This window comes from Phenylobacterium immobile (ATCC 35973) (assembly GCF_001375595.1).
GTDB classification, from domain to species: domain Bacteria; phylum Pseudomonadota; class Alphaproteobacteria; order Caulobacterales; family Caulobacteraceae; genus Phenylobacterium; species Phenylobacterium immobile.
Genome location: NZ_CVJQ01000002.1, coordinates 1 through 14,513, shown reverse-complemented (window position 1 = coordinate 14,513; position 14,513 = coordinate 1). Strand labels below are relative to the sequence as shown.

The window sequence follows — 14,513 nt, the reverse complement described above, 5'->3', positions numbered from 1 at the left end:
CATGAGCATTCCCCGCGCGCCCTACGCCGAAGACCCCGCCAAATCGCTGGGCCGCAAGATCGACGAACCCGTCAGCGCCACCCGCACGCCCTTCGCCCGCGACCGCGACCGCATCATCCACGCCACCGCCTTCCGCCGCCTGAAGGAGAAGACCCAGGTCTTCGTCGCTCATGAAGGCGACCATTTCCGCACCCGGCTCACCCACTCCCTCGAGGTCGCCCAGATCGCGCGGTCGCTGGCCACGGCGCTTGGGCTCGATGCTGACCTCGCCGAAACGATCGCGCTCGCGCACGATCTGGGCCATCCGCCCTTCGGCCACGCCGGAGAGGACGAGTTGCAGATCCAGATGGAGGCCTACGGTGGGTTTGATCACAACGTCCAGACCTTCCGCGTCGTCACCGAATTGGAACGCCGCTATCCGCTCTATGATGGTCTCAACCTCACCTGGGAGACCCTGGAAGGCGTCGTTAAGCACAATGGCCCCGTCGACCACCAACTCAGCAAGCCGGCGTGGGGGGCGGTGGCGGCCTTCGATGCCGAATACAGCCTTCGTCTGGACACCTGGGCGTCCGCCGAAGCCCAGGTCGCCGCCCTCTCCGACGACATCGCCTACAACAACCACGACGTGGACGACGGCGTTGGCGCGCGCCTGTTTCGGCTGGAGGACTTGCTCGACGTGCCCCTCATTGGCCCGCACATCGCCTCCACCCTGAAGGAATTCCCCAGCGTCGACTCTCACCGCCAGCGCCTGGAAGCCGTTCGTCGCATGATCGGCGCCATGGTCGGCGACGTGCTCTCGGAGACGACCCAGAACGCCCAGGCGCTCAAAGTCGGCTCCGCGGAAGAGGTCCGCATGCTGGGGCAGGCGCTGGTGTCTTTCTCGCCGGCGATGTTGCAGGATCTTGCGCAATTGCGCCTGTTCCTGAGCGAACGGATGTACCGCCACTGGCGGGTGAACCGCACGCGCAGCCAGGCGCGACGCATCTTGGCCGATATGTTCAAGCTTTTCATGGCGGAGCCCGACGTCCTGCCCGCCGAGTGGTTCGCTCAGACGCTCGATCGCGATGATTGGGGCCGGGCGCGCGTGGTCTGCGACTACATCGCCGGGATGACGGACCGCTTTGCGATCGAGGAACACCGCAAGCTGTTCAACCTCGATGTGCTGAGCGGCGGCTGACGATCCACAGCTAGGCGCGGCAAGGGACGTCCGCAGGCGGACGGGGTGGGGTAAACTGGGGGTTAAGCAGTCTTGGCTGCTGATTCGCCGCTCACCTGGCAATCGTCTCGGAGCCTCTCCTCATGTCCGATCACGACCGCGGCGCCTACACGCCACCGACTGAAGCCCCGCTGGCTTTCGACCCACGACAGCAGCCCCGCGGCGGCGGGCAAATTCCCTGGGCCATGGTGCTCAGCCTGCTGGTCCTGGGCGCGCTCGCTGCGGCCATCTTCATCTTCTACCAATCGGGCGTGCGCCAGCAGGGCCAGGCGCCCCAGACCGTCGGCGCGCCAGTGGGCGACATCCGCAGCGCTGCGCCGCCTGAGGCCCAGACGCCAGACCCCGCCGAGGGCCTGCAGATCTATCGGTCCGAGCCTGGGCAGCCCGGCGAGGCCGCGCCAGCCCAGCCCAACTTCGTGCCGCCGCCGGAAGCGCCCCAGGCGCGACCCACCGCGCCAGTCGCCATGAACGCCCTGCCGCCGGTCGCCGCCGCGGCGCCGCCGCCGAAGACCGTCGTCCCGCCCTTGCCAAAGCCCGCACCGCCCAAGGTCGTCACGCCTGCGCCGAAGGTCGCGACAGCGCCCGTCGCCGCGCCCAAGGCGGTTGCGCCGGCGACCGCTCCTAAGCCGGCCTCTGCTCCGGCCACGGTTCAGATCGGCGCCTTCTCGTCCCAGTCGCTGGCGGACAAGGGCTGGAGCGACGCTGCGGCGATCGCCCCCGGCGCCGCCGCTGGCAAGGGCAAGCGCGTGGAGCGTGTCGAACGCGAGGATGGCTCAACGCTCTTCCGCACCTCGGTCACGGGCTTCGCGAGCCGCGAAGACGCCCAGGCCTTCTGTGGCCAGCTGAAGGCGGCGGGCAAGACCTGCTTCGTGCGATGAGCGTGTCGGCGGCCATCTTCGGGCTTTCCGGCCCGCGCGTGACCCCCGAAGAGGCGGCGTTCTTCCGCGCGCTCGATCCCTGGGGCTTCATCCTCTTCGCGCGGAATATTGAAAGCCCGGATCAGGTCCGCGTCCTGACCGCCACTCTGCGCGACCTCGTCGGGCGCGCCGATGCGCCGATCCTGATCGATCAGGAGGGCGGTCGCGTGCAGCGTCTTGGTCCGCCGCAGTGGCCGCGTTACCCGGCTGGTCGCGTTTACGGCGCCATCGCCGAGCCGGGTGAGCGCGCCGCGATCACCTACCTGGGCGGACGCCTGATCGCTCACGACCTTCATCAACTGGGGATCAACGTCGACTGCCTGCCGGTGCTAGACGTGCCTGATCCCCTGGGCCACGAGATCATCGGGGACCGCGCCTATGCGGCCGATCCCGCCAGCGTCGCTGATCTCGGCCGAGCCGCGGCGGAGGGCCTGTTGGATGGCGGTGTCCTGCCGGTCATCAAACATATTCCGGGCCATGGCCGGGCGAGGGCCGACAGCCACCTGGAATTGCCGGTCGTCGAGGCCGGAGTGGAAGATCTTGAGGCCCGTGATTTTCGGCCCTTCGCCGATCTGGCCGACATGCCGCTCGCCATGACCGCGCACGTCATCTACGCCGCCGTCGACCGGCTCAACCCAGCGACGACCTCGCCGGAGGTCTTTCAGCAGGTGATCCGGGGCCGGATCGGCTTCGATGGCCTGGTGATGAGCGACGACCTGTCGATGAAGGCGCTCAGCGGCGACTTCACGGCGCGCGCCCGAGACTCACTCGCCGCCGGCTGCGACGTGATTCTGCATTGCAACGGTGACATGGCCGAGATGCAGGCGGTGGCCGAAGGCCTAGGCGTGCTCACCGGCAAGTCCGCGGACCGGGCCGCGGCGGCTCTGGCCTGCATCGCTGATGGGCCCGACGAATTCGATCCTCATGAGGCGCGGGCGCGCTTCGATGCGGCTTTCGACGGGGCCTATGCCGCATGAACCGGCCGCTGCGCGACAAGGCGTTCCAGCCCGCTCTGGACTTCCTGTCGGCGACTGGCGCGGCGGAGGACGGCGAGGCCCTGATCGTAGATCTTGACGGCTATGAAGGCCCGCTGCACGTCCTCCTGGCCCTGGCGCGCAGCCAGAAGGTCGACCTGATGCGGCTGTCGATCAGCCGGCTGGCTGATCAGTACCTGGCCTTTGTCCAGCAAGCACGTCGGCGGCGGTTCTCCCTGGCGGCCGACTATCTCGTGATGGCGGCTTGGCTCGCCTATCTGAAATCCCGACTGCTTCTCCCGCGGGCCGAGCGGCCGACTGCGGAGGAACCGCCCGCCGAGGAAGTCGCCCAGCGCCCGGCCTTCCGGCTCGCCAAGCTCGACGCCATGCGCCGGGCCAATGAACGGTTGCAGAATCGGCCGCACCTGGGCCGCGACGTCTTCGTCCGCGGCGATCCGCAGGCGATCCGGATTATGCCGTCCAGCGAGATCGAGGGCGACCTCTACGCTCTGATGAGCGCCTATGTGGGTCAGCGCGCCCGCGCCCAGGAGGTTCGCTACACGCCGCGCCCGCCGGAAGCCTATCCATTGGAGGAGGCGCGCGATCGCCTTCGCCAGTTGCTGCCCGAGCTTGCAGCCTGGACGCCGCTCGCCGATGTGGCGCCGGAGGAGGCTGGTCAGGGCGAAGACGGGCCCAGCCGCGCCTCTTTCGTCGCCTCGACGCTGTCGGCCAGTCTGGAACTGGTCAAGGAAGGCGCCCTTGAGGCGCGCCAGGCCGACGCCTTCGCCGCCATCTACCTGCGCGCCCGCGCCGCGCCGCGCCGGGCCGCATGAGCGCGGCCGACACCGAACGCGAGGTCGAGGCGTTGTTGTTCGCCGCGGCCGGCCCGCTCAGCGAGGCCGAACTGGAGCGGCGACTGCCGCAGGGCGCCGGTGTCGCCGCGGCCCTCGCCGCCTTGCAGGCGCGCTACGCCGGTCGCGGCGTGGAGCTGGTTTGCGTCGCCGGCCGGTGGCGGTTGCAGACCGCCGCGGACCTCGCCTGGCTGATGACCGAGGAGCGCGACGAGCCACGTCGCCTCTCCAAGGCCGCCCAGGAGACCCTGGCGATCATCGCCTATCACCAGCCGGTCACGCGGGCGGAGATCGAGCTGGTCCGTGGCGTCCAGACCAGCCGCGGCACGCTGGACACCCTGCTGGAGTTGAGCCTGGTGCGCATGCGCGGACGCCGGCGGACGCCGGGCCGACCCGTGACCTTCGGTACGACCGACCGCTTTCTCGAACACTTCGGTCTGGCGAACCTTGCCGACCTGCCCGGCATCGGCGAGATGCGCGCGGCGGGCTTGCTCAGCCTCGACCTGCCGGCGGATTTCGCCGTGCCGACGCCCGGGGCGACGGACGGGGTCGATGAGGATCCGCTCGAGGATGAGGCGCCGGAATTTAACCAGGACTTCATCGGCGAGCGCGAGGACGAAGCCTGAGCGCGCGCATTCGCGCCGGTGGCGCCGACCTTGCGAACAAACTATATGGTCGGCTTGAAGATTGTCGCTCGCCAACACCTTGGGCGAGGCCGAAGGAGCGGTTGAAATGGGTTCGCTAAGTTGGGTTCACTGGCTCATCGTCCTGGTCATTATGGTCGTGCTGTTCGGCGGCCGCGGCAAGCTGTCGGGTCTGATGGGCGACGCCGCCAAGGGAATCCGCGCCTTCAAGGACGGCCTCAAGGGCGATGAAGCCGAGGTCGCCGAAGAGGAAGAGGCCAGGCCTCTGCCGCGCACGGCGTCGAAGACCACGGCCGCCAAGAAGACCAAGACCAGCGCCTGAGGCTACCGACCCGCTGATCCCTTGAACGCCGGCCGGATATCCCCCGGCCGGCCGTCGCCTAGGCCGCCCCATGCTTCCCGAAATCGGCGCTTCAGAGCTGCTTGTCATCGCCGTCGTGGCCTTGATCGTGGTCGGTCCCAAGGATCTGCCGGCCCTTTTGCGCAAGCTCGGCCAGATGATGGCCAAGGCGCGCGGGATGGCCGCCGACTTCCGGGCGAGCTTCGACGAAATGGCCCGCCAATCTGAGCTCGACGAACTGCGCCGCGAGGTCGAGGCGATGCGCCGCGGCCAGCTGGCCGATATCGGCCAGGCTGAGGCCAGCGAGACTTTCGGCGAGATCCGCAAGAGCCTTAACGCCGCCGACTGGGCTGACACCGCCCAGGCTGCTGACCCGCCGATGACCATCGAACAGATCCCTGAGGCTGGCCCGGAGCCGAAGCCGGCCCGCAGGCGCTCACCGAAGCCGAAGGTCGCGGCTGACGCCGCCGCCAAACCCGCTGCGCGCAAGTCCCGCGCCAAGGCTAAACCGACCGCGGACGACGCCGCATGAGCCTCGACGACGACTCCGAAATCGAAGCCTCGCGCGCGCCGCTGCTCGAGCACCTGGTCGAACTGCGCAAGCGCCTGATCATCTCGGTCGCCGCCTTGGGGATCGGCTTCCTCATCTGCTTCACGTGGTCGACGCAGATCTATGTGCTGCTGCTGCACCCGTTCGGCGTCGCGGCCCAGCTGCTCGCCGCACGCCAGTCGGCGCCGCCCGAGACAGGAATCTTCGCCGTCTTCGAGGGCGGGGCCAACCTGTTCCTGACCCTGATCGGCCTGCGCGAGGCGCCGCCGCTGGCTTCCAGCGCGGCTGGGCTCAAGCTGGTTTTCACCGCGCCGCTCGAGTTCTTTTTCACCAAGCTGAAGCTGGCCGGCTTCGGCGCCGTGGTCCTGGGATTCCCAGTACTGGCCTGGCAAGTCTACGCCTTTGTGGCGCCCGGCCTCTATAAGCGCGAGCGTCGCGCCTTCCTGCCGTTCCTCCTGGCCGCGCCGGCCCTGTTCATCCTGGGCGCCTCGCTGGTCTACTACATCATCCTGCCCTTCGTTCTGTGGTTCTCGCTGTCCCAGCAGATTGTCGGCGTAGGCGCAATCTCGGTGGAGTTGCTGCCCAAGGTCTCCGATTATCTGAGCCTGGTGACGACCCTGCTGCTGGCCTTCGGCCTGTGTTTCCAGTTGCCGGTCGTCCTGACGCTGCTCGGCATGGCCGGAGTCGTGAACGCCAAGATGCTGTCAGCCGGCCGGCGGTACGCCATCGTCGGCGTCTTCGTGGTGGCCGCCGTCCTGACGCCGCCCGATCCGATTAGCCAGACCTTGCTCGCCGTGCCGCTGATCCTCCTCTACGAGGTATCGATCTGGTGCGTGCGCCTTATTGAGCTTCGCCGCGCCAAGGAGGCCGACGCAGCCGACTGAAGGCGGGCTTTCACACTTGGCCCGTCCGCCGCGCGCGCCGGACCCTGTCGGTCAGGTGGACTCACCTGACCGGTTGAAAAAGGGCCTGTCTTCAAAATTTTAGAGCGCGTCAGACGGGTGAACCGGCTTCCACTTCACCCTGACGCGCTCTAGAGAAATGGGCTTAACCACCCTGCCAGGCGGCCATGCACGACATCCGAGCCCTTCGCGAGACTCCCGACGCCTATGCGCGCGGCTGGGACTCCAAGGGTCTTTCAGGCCAGGCCCTGGTTGAGCAGATCCTCGGCCACGACACCCGCCTGCGCGCGGCCCAGACCACGCTGCAGACCGCCCAGAGTCGCCGCAATGAAGCCTCCAGGCTGATCGGCCAGGCTAAGGCCAGGAAGGACGAGGCCGAAGCCCAACGCCTGATGGCCGAGGTCGAGGGCCTCAAAGGCGTGCTGGCCAGCGAAGGCGAGGCCGAAGCCGCCGCTAACGGCGCCCTGCGCGAGTTGCTCACCAGCCTGCCTAACATCCCCGCGCCGGACGTGCCGCCAGGCAAGGACGAGGACGACAACGTCGAGGTCGGCCGTTGGGGCGAGCCCTACGCCATCGCCAATCCGCGCGATCACGTGAGTCTGGGTGAACCCGGTCGCCTGATGGACTTCGAAGCCGCCGCTCGCATGAGCGGCTCGCGCTTTGTCGTCCTGCGCGGGCAGTTGGCGCGATTGGAACGCGCCATCGGCCAGTTCATGCTCGACATGCAGACGACGGAGCACGGCTATCTTGAGATCAGCCCGCCGCTCCTGGTGCGTGACGAGGCGATGTTCGGCACCGCCCAACTGCCGAAGTTCGCTGAGGATCTGTTCCGGACCACTGATGACCGGTGGTTGATCTCCACCGCGGAGGTCTCGCTGACCAATCTTGTCCGCGAGCAGATCACGCCGCAGGAGGAACTGCCGCTCCGACTGACGGCGCTCACGCCTTGTTTCCGGTCCGAGGCCGGCGCCTCTGGCCGCGACACCCGCGGCATGATCCGCCAGCATCAGTTCACTAAGGTCGAGATGGTGTCGATCACCGCGCCGGAAGACTCTGAAGCCGAGCACGAGCGGATGCTGGGCTGCGCCCAGGCTGTGTTGAAGCGCCTGGAGCTGCCTTTCCGCACCATGCAGCTTTGCGCTGGCGACATGGGCTTTTCTTCGCGAAAGACCTTCGATCTGGAGGTCTGGATTCCCTCGGAAGGCCGCTATCGGGAGATCAGCTCCGTCTCTAACTGCGGCGACTTCCAGGCGCGTCGGATGGATGCGCGCACCCGGGCCGCCGGCGAGAAGGGCTCGCGCTTCGTTCACACGCTGAACGGCTCTGGCCTGGCGGTCGGCCGGACTCTGGTCGCGATCCTGGAGAACTATCAGGACGAGGATGGCCGCATCGCGGTGCCGCAGGCGCTTCACCCCTATATGCCTGGCGTAACCCATATCGGCGGCCCGAAAGCCGGCGCGTCGGCGTGAGAATCCTCGTCACCAATGACGACGGCTTCCACGCGCCGGGCCTGGCCGCGCTGGTCCGGATCGCTGAGACCTTGAGCGACGACGTTTGGGTGGTCGCGCCCGAGTTTGAACAGTCCGGCGCCAGCCGAGCGCTGACGCTCGCCGAGCCGATCCGTATTCGCCAGTACGCACCGCGCCGCTTCTCAACGACGGGCACGCCGACTGACTGCGTCATGCTGGGCGTCAACGACGTCCTGGCCGATGGCCGGCCTGACCTCGTGCTCTCGGGCGTCAATCGCGGCGCGAACCTTGGCGAAGACGTCAGCATGTCCGGCACGGTCGCCGGGGCCATAGAGGCGATGGCCATGGGGGTTCCCGGCATCGCTTTGTCGCAAGCCGGCTACGAGCCGACCGACCTCTCCTTCGCGCCCGCCGAGCATTTTGCGCCGGGCATCATCCGGCGCGTCATGGAGATCGGCTGGCCAGCTGACGTCATCATGAACATCAATTTCCCGAACCTGCCGATCGAACAGATCACAGAGGTGGAGGTCACCCGCCAAGGCTTCCGCGACGCCCATATCCGCCACGCCGAGAAGCGCCAGGACCTGCGCGGCCAGCCCTACTATTGGGTGGGCTTCCGCCTGGAGGACTCCAAGCCCGCGGACGGCACGGACCTGGCGGCGGCCCAAGCCGGCAAGATTTCCGTCACCCCCCTGCACATCGACCTCACCCATATGCCGACGGTCCACGACCTGAAGCAGGTGTTGGGCGGCTCGCCTCCGCGCGCCTGATATGAGCAAGCCCAAAGATCACGAAGAGCCGGGCGCCGAGCTCGCCCGCCTGATGCTGGCGCTGCGCGCCCAGGGCGTCACCGCCGCCAACGTCCTGAAGGCCATCGAGACCACGCCGCGCGAGGTGTTCACGCCGGACCTTTTCAAGGCCCGGGCCTGGGAGGATTCGGCCCTACCGATCGCCTGCGGCCAGACGATCAGCCAACCCTTCATCGTCGGCCTGATGACCCAGGCCCTGCGGATCGACAAGCGCGATCGGGTGCTCGAGATCGGCACCGGCTCGGGCTACCAGACGACCATCCTCTCGAAGCTGTCGAGGCTGGTCTACACGGTGGAGCGCTACCGGACGCTGATGCGCGAGGCCGAGGCCCGCTTCAAGACCCTGGGTCTCGTGAATGTGATCACCCGCTTCGGCGACGGCGGGGAGGGGTGGCCAGAGCAGGCGCCTTTTGACCGCATTATGGTCACAGCCGCGGCGCCCGATGAACCTAAGGCCTTGTTGTCGCAACTGAAACCGTCGGGGGTTCTTGTGGCGCCAATCGGCAAGGGGCCGGTGCAAAGCCTTCGTCGTTACACTGGCGACGGGCAGGGCGGCTTCAGTGTAGAAACCCTGACAGATGTGCGTTTCGTGCCCTTGCTGGAGGGTGTGGCTAAGGAGCTGTGAGGGGGTTGGCTTCGGCGCAGGCCATCACCCACTATCCCGCGGCGCCTCGATTGATTCCTTCTATGTCCCTGCCGGAGCGGCGATGACGCAATTCCTTCCGCGAACAGCTCTGATCCTCCTGGCCACGAGCGCGATAGCCGCCTGCTCGACCAGCGGGACCACGCCGAACTTCCCGATCCAGAACGCGCCTGCGCGCGTGCCGCCGCCGGCCGCCATGCCGCCCGCCGTCACGGCTGCGCCGGAAGATGCGCCGATCGCGCCCAGGCCGACGGAGGCGGTTGAATCGCGGCCGCTCGACGCGCCGACCGCCACGGCTCCGGCCGCTGCATCGCCCTCTGCGGCGCCGGCCTCTCCGCCGACCGCCCCGGAACCTGCTCCGGAGCCGACCCCGCCGCCGCCCGCGCCGGAACCGCCGCGCTACGAGACCGTGACCCGCCGCAGCGTCACCGGCCGCGTGGTGGCGGTCGCGGGTGCGCCGGTGAGCTACACGGTGAAGTCGGGCGACAACCTCGATGGCATTTCCAAGCGGCTTGGGCTCACGGTTGAGGAACTGAAGAAGCTCAACAAGCTCAAAACAGACCGGATCGACCCTGGCGACAAGCTCGTGGGACCGCGTGACGAGGCAAAGGCCTATGTCGCGGGGCAGGGTGACACGCTGTCGGCGATCGGCAGGCGCTTTGGCGTGACGGCTGAACAGCTGCGCGCCGAGAACGAACTGGCGCGCAACGCGGTGATCCGCTCAGGCCAGACCATTCGGCTGCCGGACGGCTACAAGGACCGCGGCCCGCTCGTGACCAGCAGCCAGGTTCTGGTGTCCGGCTCGGAGGCCGCCATCGTGCCGACGCCGACGCCGCTGCCCGCGCGTCGTCCGACCCGGCCTGCGCCGACCGTGATCCCGGAGCCAGAGCCGGAAGCCGCCGCACCCCCCGCCGGGCCCGAGGCGTCGAGCTATCGGACCGTGACCACTCGTAGCGTCACCGGCCGGGTCATTGAGATCCGCGGCAAGGCGGAAACCTACACGGTCAAGTCCGGCGACAACCTGTCCAGCATCGCACGCAAGCTCGACACCACGGTCGATCAGCTGATGAAGGACAACAAGCTGAAGTCGAGCGCCCTGGACGTCGGCGACACGCTCACAGGTCCTGTGGGCGCCTCTTCAAAGGCCTATGTCACGGTCGCCGGCGACACCATGGCCGATGTCGCCCAGCGCTTCCGCGTGACGCCACGCGCCCTGGCGGCGGAGAACGGCCTCAAGGTCAACGCCACGCTCAGGGCCGGCCGCCGGTTGAACCTGCCGGACGGCTACCGCGACCGCGGCGCGCTTACGACCACCAAACGGATCGAGGTCGAGGCGCCTGCGCGGCCGGCTCCCGCGCCGACGCCCCCTGCGCCGGTTCGCCCGGCGTCAGCTCCATCGTCGTCGCCCGTGACGCCTGCGCCTGCGCCGGAACCGCGTCCCGCCGCCCCGGCGTGGACGCCGCCGCCGCTTCCGCCGCGCCCGCGGCCTGCCCCCACCCCGGTCCCCACGCCTGCGCCGGCGGCGACCACTTCGCCAGGCTACCTGCCCCCTGAACCGGCGTTCCGCCCCGCGCCCCTCGATCGAACCCCGCCTGCGCCCGCCGCCAGCGGCGCGGCCGCGGTGGGCGACATGGCGGTCGCCAACCTCGGCCAGGGCCGCTTCATCTGGCCGATGCAGGGCGAGATCATTTCCGACTTCGGGCCGAAGTCGGTCGGCCAGCGCAACGATGGTTTGAACCTGCGCGCCGTGCCGGGCACGGCGGTTCGTTCAGCGGCGGCCGGTGACGTGGTCTACGCCGGCGACCAGGTGCCGGGCTTCGGCAATCTGGTGCTGGTCAAGCACGCCGAAGGCTGGGTCACGGCCTATGGCCATCTGGCGCGCGTCGACGTGAAGATGCAGCAGAAGGTCGCCCAGGGGCAGCAACTCGGCCAAGCCGGCGCGACCGGCGCCGTCACCGAGCCGCAGCTACACTTCGAGGTCCGCTTCGCGCCCAATCCGACGGAACGCGCGCGGCCGGTCGATCCCAAGCTGGTGTTGCCCTCTCGTTAAGGTTCTGGCGGCGTCCGAACTCCAGGCTCATCGTCGATGCGCCACATCGCACGGTCGAGCAGGGGGTGAAGCCTTATGGAGAGGCTCATGCTCGCCAGGTCGCCGCTACGGAAATCAGCGATGCGCTGCTCCGCTTCCTCGAAGCGCCTGCACGGATCGCGACGCGAGTGAGAAACGCGCCCAGGCCGTTGTCTTGTGGCGTGCGCTTCAGGGCGTACTGCGCAATAGCGCGCGCCTCATCGATCAGGCCGATCCGCAGGGTCTGTTCGGCCAGGCCAGGCGCAACCGCGTAATATCAGGGGTGAGCGCGCATCCTTCCCTGAGCGCGCTTGGCGCACAGCGGCCAGAGCCGCCGCTTCGTTGCCGGCGCGACGGAGCTGCGCGCTCTTTTGCAGAATTTGCGTCGCAGTTTCTGCTCACTCGGTCACTTGTGCGCCTTACGCCTATTCGAACTCGTACGATCTTGAGAGCTAGTCCTCGGTTGGAACGAAGGGCTCCTTGAAAGACCGGCGCCATTCGACGTCACGGCGCAGCAGCTTGGCGGGCACGCCGCCGTAAGCGCAAAATTCTTCCGTGTTCTTTGTCACCAGGGAACCCTGGCCGATGATCGACCCTCGGGCGATACGTACTCCCTTACTGATCGACGCGCCTCGGCCGAGCCATGTCCGCGGCCCAATGAAGATCGGCTTGGCCGCATTGACCCGGTCGCCAGTCTTGCGATCATAGATCGGGTGGCCGTCGGTCGGCATGATCTCAAGGTCCCAGGAGAAGAGGCATTCGTCGCCGACCACCACCTGATTGTCGTCTTCCGACACGACGATCGAACCGCCCACCCAACTCGTACCCTGGCCGATAACGGCGGAGCCGGCGCGGTGCTTCAGGGCGATTCGCGTCGTCTTGAAGCCGCAGTGATCGCCGATGATCACAATGCCGAACTTGCCAAAGCAGGAGATGCTCATCGAGCCTAAGTCGACCTCTTGCCCGATAACCACGACGTTATGGGTGCCGACGAACTTGAACCGGACCATCTTGCCGATCTTGGTCGACTTGTGGACGAGAATGAAGTTGGCCTTGCCCATCGGCGCGCCAGCGGGGGTCTCGGTGTGGATGACATTGTAGGCGTCGAGGTCTGTTACATCGGGTAGGGTGAGACCCGGTCCGAGCAGTTCGGCGCATTCCTTGCCGCGACGTTGAACACGCTGGTAGGCATCGATGAATCCGGGGGCGGCCGTCATGCTTTTCTCGTCGTGTGGCGTGCCTGCGGTCTCCAGGCTTGCTGGCCCAGAAGGCGAGCCGGTTGGCTTCAAGCGCACACTCTATAAGGTATTTGCTTGCGCTGTTGCGACAAGCCAGCGACGCGCGCCGCGAATTTCGACCCTGAGGAAGAATGAGGCGGAACGCTCCGCCGTGCCCGGATGAATCTCGCCAATAGGGATGGCTCGTGTCGAAGTGTTGACGTATGGGAATTCTCTGTTGACCGACCGGCGGTATTTTTCCGAAAGTTGACAAAGAGATGCGGCAAATCGCCCTATGAGTCAGCTCCGGGCTTTGGAAGTTGCAAGGTTGGGAGGCGCGAGCGGGTCATTTGAGTCCGGCTCGCGAATTTTGGAGCAGTTGTGCAGACGCGAGTTAGTTTCGACATAAATGTCAGAAATATCGTGCTGCTGCGCGTAATTGTGACCGCCCCTACGCATCCGCAGCGTCGCCGCGCACCGTACGGGTCGTTAGACGCTCAAGCCGGGCGTCGCCAAGGCGCCTATCCATGACGGTTCTGATCGAAGGAAAAGACGTTCGGGTCGTCCTTTCGCCAGGCAGTTCCAAGAAACTTCTGGCGGTGACCTTCACCGGGCGAGACCACGCACCGCCGGCCGCCATGGGCGCTGGCCAGGAATTCTTCGAGAAGAACGACATCAGCGCGGTCCACATCATCAGCAAGGCCAATCATTGGTGGCTGACCAAGGAATTTGCGCCCACGCTTGACGTCGTGCGGTCTTATGCTGATCGCGAAGGCTACAAAGAACTCATCACCTACGGTTCCAGCATGGGCGGCTATGGGGCGCTTGTGGGGTCGGGGCGGCTGCGAGCCAACCGCATGGTCGCCTCCGTCCCGCAGTACTCGATCGATCCGGCGAAGGCGCCGTGGGAAGATCGCTGGCTTAAGGACGCGGCCAAGCTGCGCTTTGAGCTTGAGGATTTTGAGAAGCAGGTCGGCAGGGGCGACATCTATATTTTTTCCGATCCGCTCTACGAGCCGGACCAGAAACACGTTGAACGAATCCGCGAACACCGCCCGATCAACCATCTGAAGGTGTCTTTCGCAGAGCATGACGTTTCGCGCATCTTGGTGGAACTGGGCATCATCAGCGCCGTGACCCTGGGCGCTGTTCGCGGCGAGATCGACCCTGCTGGGTTCGGACGCATGGTCCGCGATCGTCGCGGGTCATCGCCTCTGCTGATTGGCGGCGCCTCGCGCCTCACTCGTCGCCGCAACAAGTCCAAGGCGACGGACGTGCTCGGCGGACGCGCCATGGAGATGTTGCTGGCGGCGCCGCCGGAGCGATTACGCGGTGAGCATGAGCGCCTGGTCCAGGGTTGGGTTGAATTCCTGATTGAGAAGCGACGGCCGGAGGCGGCGCTGTCGGCCCTGGACCGTTGGGCGGAGGTGTCGCGGAAGGAAAACTGGCTGTTCCAGCGTCTCCGCGCCCGAGCGTTGTACAGCATGGGCGACGGGGCGCGGGCGCTCCAGGCCGCCAGCGAAGCCTTGCGGGGGCGCCCGACTGAACGGGCGACGATGAACCTCGTCGCCGACTGCGTTCGCGATTTCGCTACGGACGAACAGGCTCAGGCGATCTACCGGGAATTTCGGGACACCTTCATGCGCTCGGGCCCGGCTGCGCAGAGATTGGCTAAGGCGCTTCGCAGCGCTGGCCTTGATATTGAGGCTGACGACCTGGAAGCACGCCTCAGCGCCGCCTGAAACAGGCCTCTGAAGTTCATAGGGTGAGGGAGGAGGGCGGCCGGACGCCGCCCTCTGTTACTTGCTCTACGCTCGACCGATGGAGGAGTATTCGAATCCCTTGGATCGGACGTCTGCGGGCAGGTAGATGTTTCTGAGGTCGACCAGGACGGGCTTGTTCATGAGGCCCTT

At 67.0% G+C, this 14,513-nt stretch carries 14 protein-coding genes; 13 read left to right on the top strand and 1 reads right to left on the bottom strand.

All coding sequences use genetic code 11. The features are described from left to right. The first annotated feature begins 1 nt into the window (after nt 1). From BN1313_RS14120 to BN1313_RS17005, 12 genes are all read left to right on the top strand, one after another. Nucleotides 2–1,177: a deoxyguanosinetriphosphate triphosphohydrolase gene (locus BN1313_RS14120; RefSeq protein ID WP_091742786.1), complete on the top strand. Its 1,176-nt coding sequence runs from the start codon at nt 2–4 to the stop codon at nt 1,175–1,177. Nucleotides 1,178–1,299: 122 nt separating this feature from the next. Beyond that, complete coding sequence (ftsN, locus tag BN1313_RS14115) at nt 1,300–2,094, top strand: cell division protein FtsN (RefSeq protein WP_091742784.1); 795 nt, start codon at nt 1,300–1,302, stop codon at nt 2,092–2,094. After that, on the top strand, nt 2,091–3,110 hold the full coding sequence (gene nagZ / locus BN1313_RS14110; protein ID WP_091742782.1) for a beta-N-acetylhexosaminidase: 1,020 nt from the start codon (nt 2,091–2,093) through the stop codon (nt 3,108–3,110). Before ftsN ends, nagZ begins: the two co-directional genes overlap by 4 nt. Continuing rightward, nucleotides 3,107–3,940: a segregation and condensation protein A gene (locus BN1313_RS14105; protein ID WP_091742780.1), complete on the top strand. Its 834-nt coding sequence runs from the start codon at nt 3,107–3,109 to the stop codon at nt 3,938–3,940. The genes nagZ and BN1313_RS14105 overlap by 4 nt, the downstream gene beginning before the upstream one ends. Further along, the gene (gene scpB / locus BN1313_RS14100) at nt 3,937–4,584 is read left to right on the top strand and encodes an SMC-Scp complex subunit ScpB (RefSeq protein WP_091742779.1); all 648 of its coding nucleotides are present in this window, start codon (nt 3,937–3,939) and stop codon (nt 4,582–4,584) included. Before BN1313_RS14105 ends, scpB begins: the two co-directional genes overlap by 4 nt. 106 nt (nt 4,585–4,690) lie before the next feature. Beyond that, nucleotides 4,691–4,924 carry a twin-arginine translocase TatA/TatE family subunit gene (locus BN1313_RS14095; protein WP_091743183.1) on the top strand — a complete coding sequence of 78 codons (234 nt, stop codon included), beginning with the start codon at nt 4,691–4,693 and terminating at the stop codon, nt 4,922–4,924. A gap of 70 nt (nt 4,925–4,994) precedes the next feature. After that, nucleotides 4,995–5,474, top strand: coding sequence for a Sec-independent protein translocase protein TatB (gene tatB, locus BN1313_RS14090; RefSeq protein WP_091742777.1), 480 nt, complete (start codon nt 4,995–4,997; stop codon nt 5,472–5,474). After that, on the top strand, nt 5,471–6,376 hold the full coding sequence (gene tatC, locus BN1313_RS14085) for a twin-arginine translocase subunit TatC (protein ID WP_091742775.1): 906 nt from the start codon (nt 5,471–5,473) through the stop codon (nt 6,374–6,376). Before tatB ends, tatC begins: the two co-directional genes overlap by 4 nt. A gap of 185 nt (nt 6,377–6,561) precedes the next feature. Continuing rightward, entirely contained in the window at nt 6,562–7,863 is a 1,302-nt protein-coding gene (gene serS / locus BN1313_RS14080; protein ID WP_091742773.1) for a serine--tRNA ligase, read from the top strand. Next, nucleotides 7,860–8,633 (top strand): 5'/3'-nucleotidase SurE, encoded by a 774-nt coding sequence (gene surE, locus BN1313_RS14075; RefSeq protein ID WP_091742771.1) that lies wholly within the window; start codon nt 7,860–7,862, stop codon nt 8,631–8,633. The genes serS and surE overlap by 4 nt, the downstream gene beginning before the upstream one ends. Before the next feature lies 1 nt (nt 8,634). Continuing rightward, nucleotides 8,635–9,297, top strand: a complete 663-nt coding sequence (locus tag BN1313_RS14070) for a protein-L-isoaspartate(D-aspartate) O-methyltransferase (RefSeq protein WP_091742769.1) — start codon at nt 8,635–8,637, stop codon at nt 9,295–9,297. Between the two features lie 82 nt (nt 9,298–9,379). Beyond that, the gene (locus BN1313_RS17005) at nt 9,380–11,365 is read left to right on the top strand and encodes a LysM peptidoglycan-binding domain-containing protein (RefSeq protein WP_091742767.1); all 1,986 of its coding nucleotides are present in this window, start codon (nt 9,380–9,382) and stop codon (nt 11,363–11,365) included. A gap of 470 nt (nt 11,366–11,835) precedes the next feature. On the opposite strand, the gene BN1313_RS14060 is transcribed toward BN1313_RS17005, so the two are convergent. Further along, nucleotides 11,836–12,600 (bottom strand): acyltransferase, encoded by a 765-nt coding sequence (locus BN1313_RS14060; protein WP_091742765.1) that lies wholly within the window; start codon nt 12,598–12,600, stop codon nt 11,836–11,838. Nucleotides 12,601–13,127: 527 nt separating this feature from the next. Here BN1313_RS14060 and BN1313_RS14055 point away from each other — a divergent pair. Continuing rightward, nucleotides 13,128–14,342 (top strand): tetratricopeptide repeat protein, encoded by a 1,215-nt coding sequence (locus BN1313_RS14055; protein ID WP_091742763.1) that lies wholly within the window; start codon nt 13,128–13,130, stop codon nt 14,340–14,342. Nucleotides 14,343–14,513: the final 171 nt, after the last annotated feature.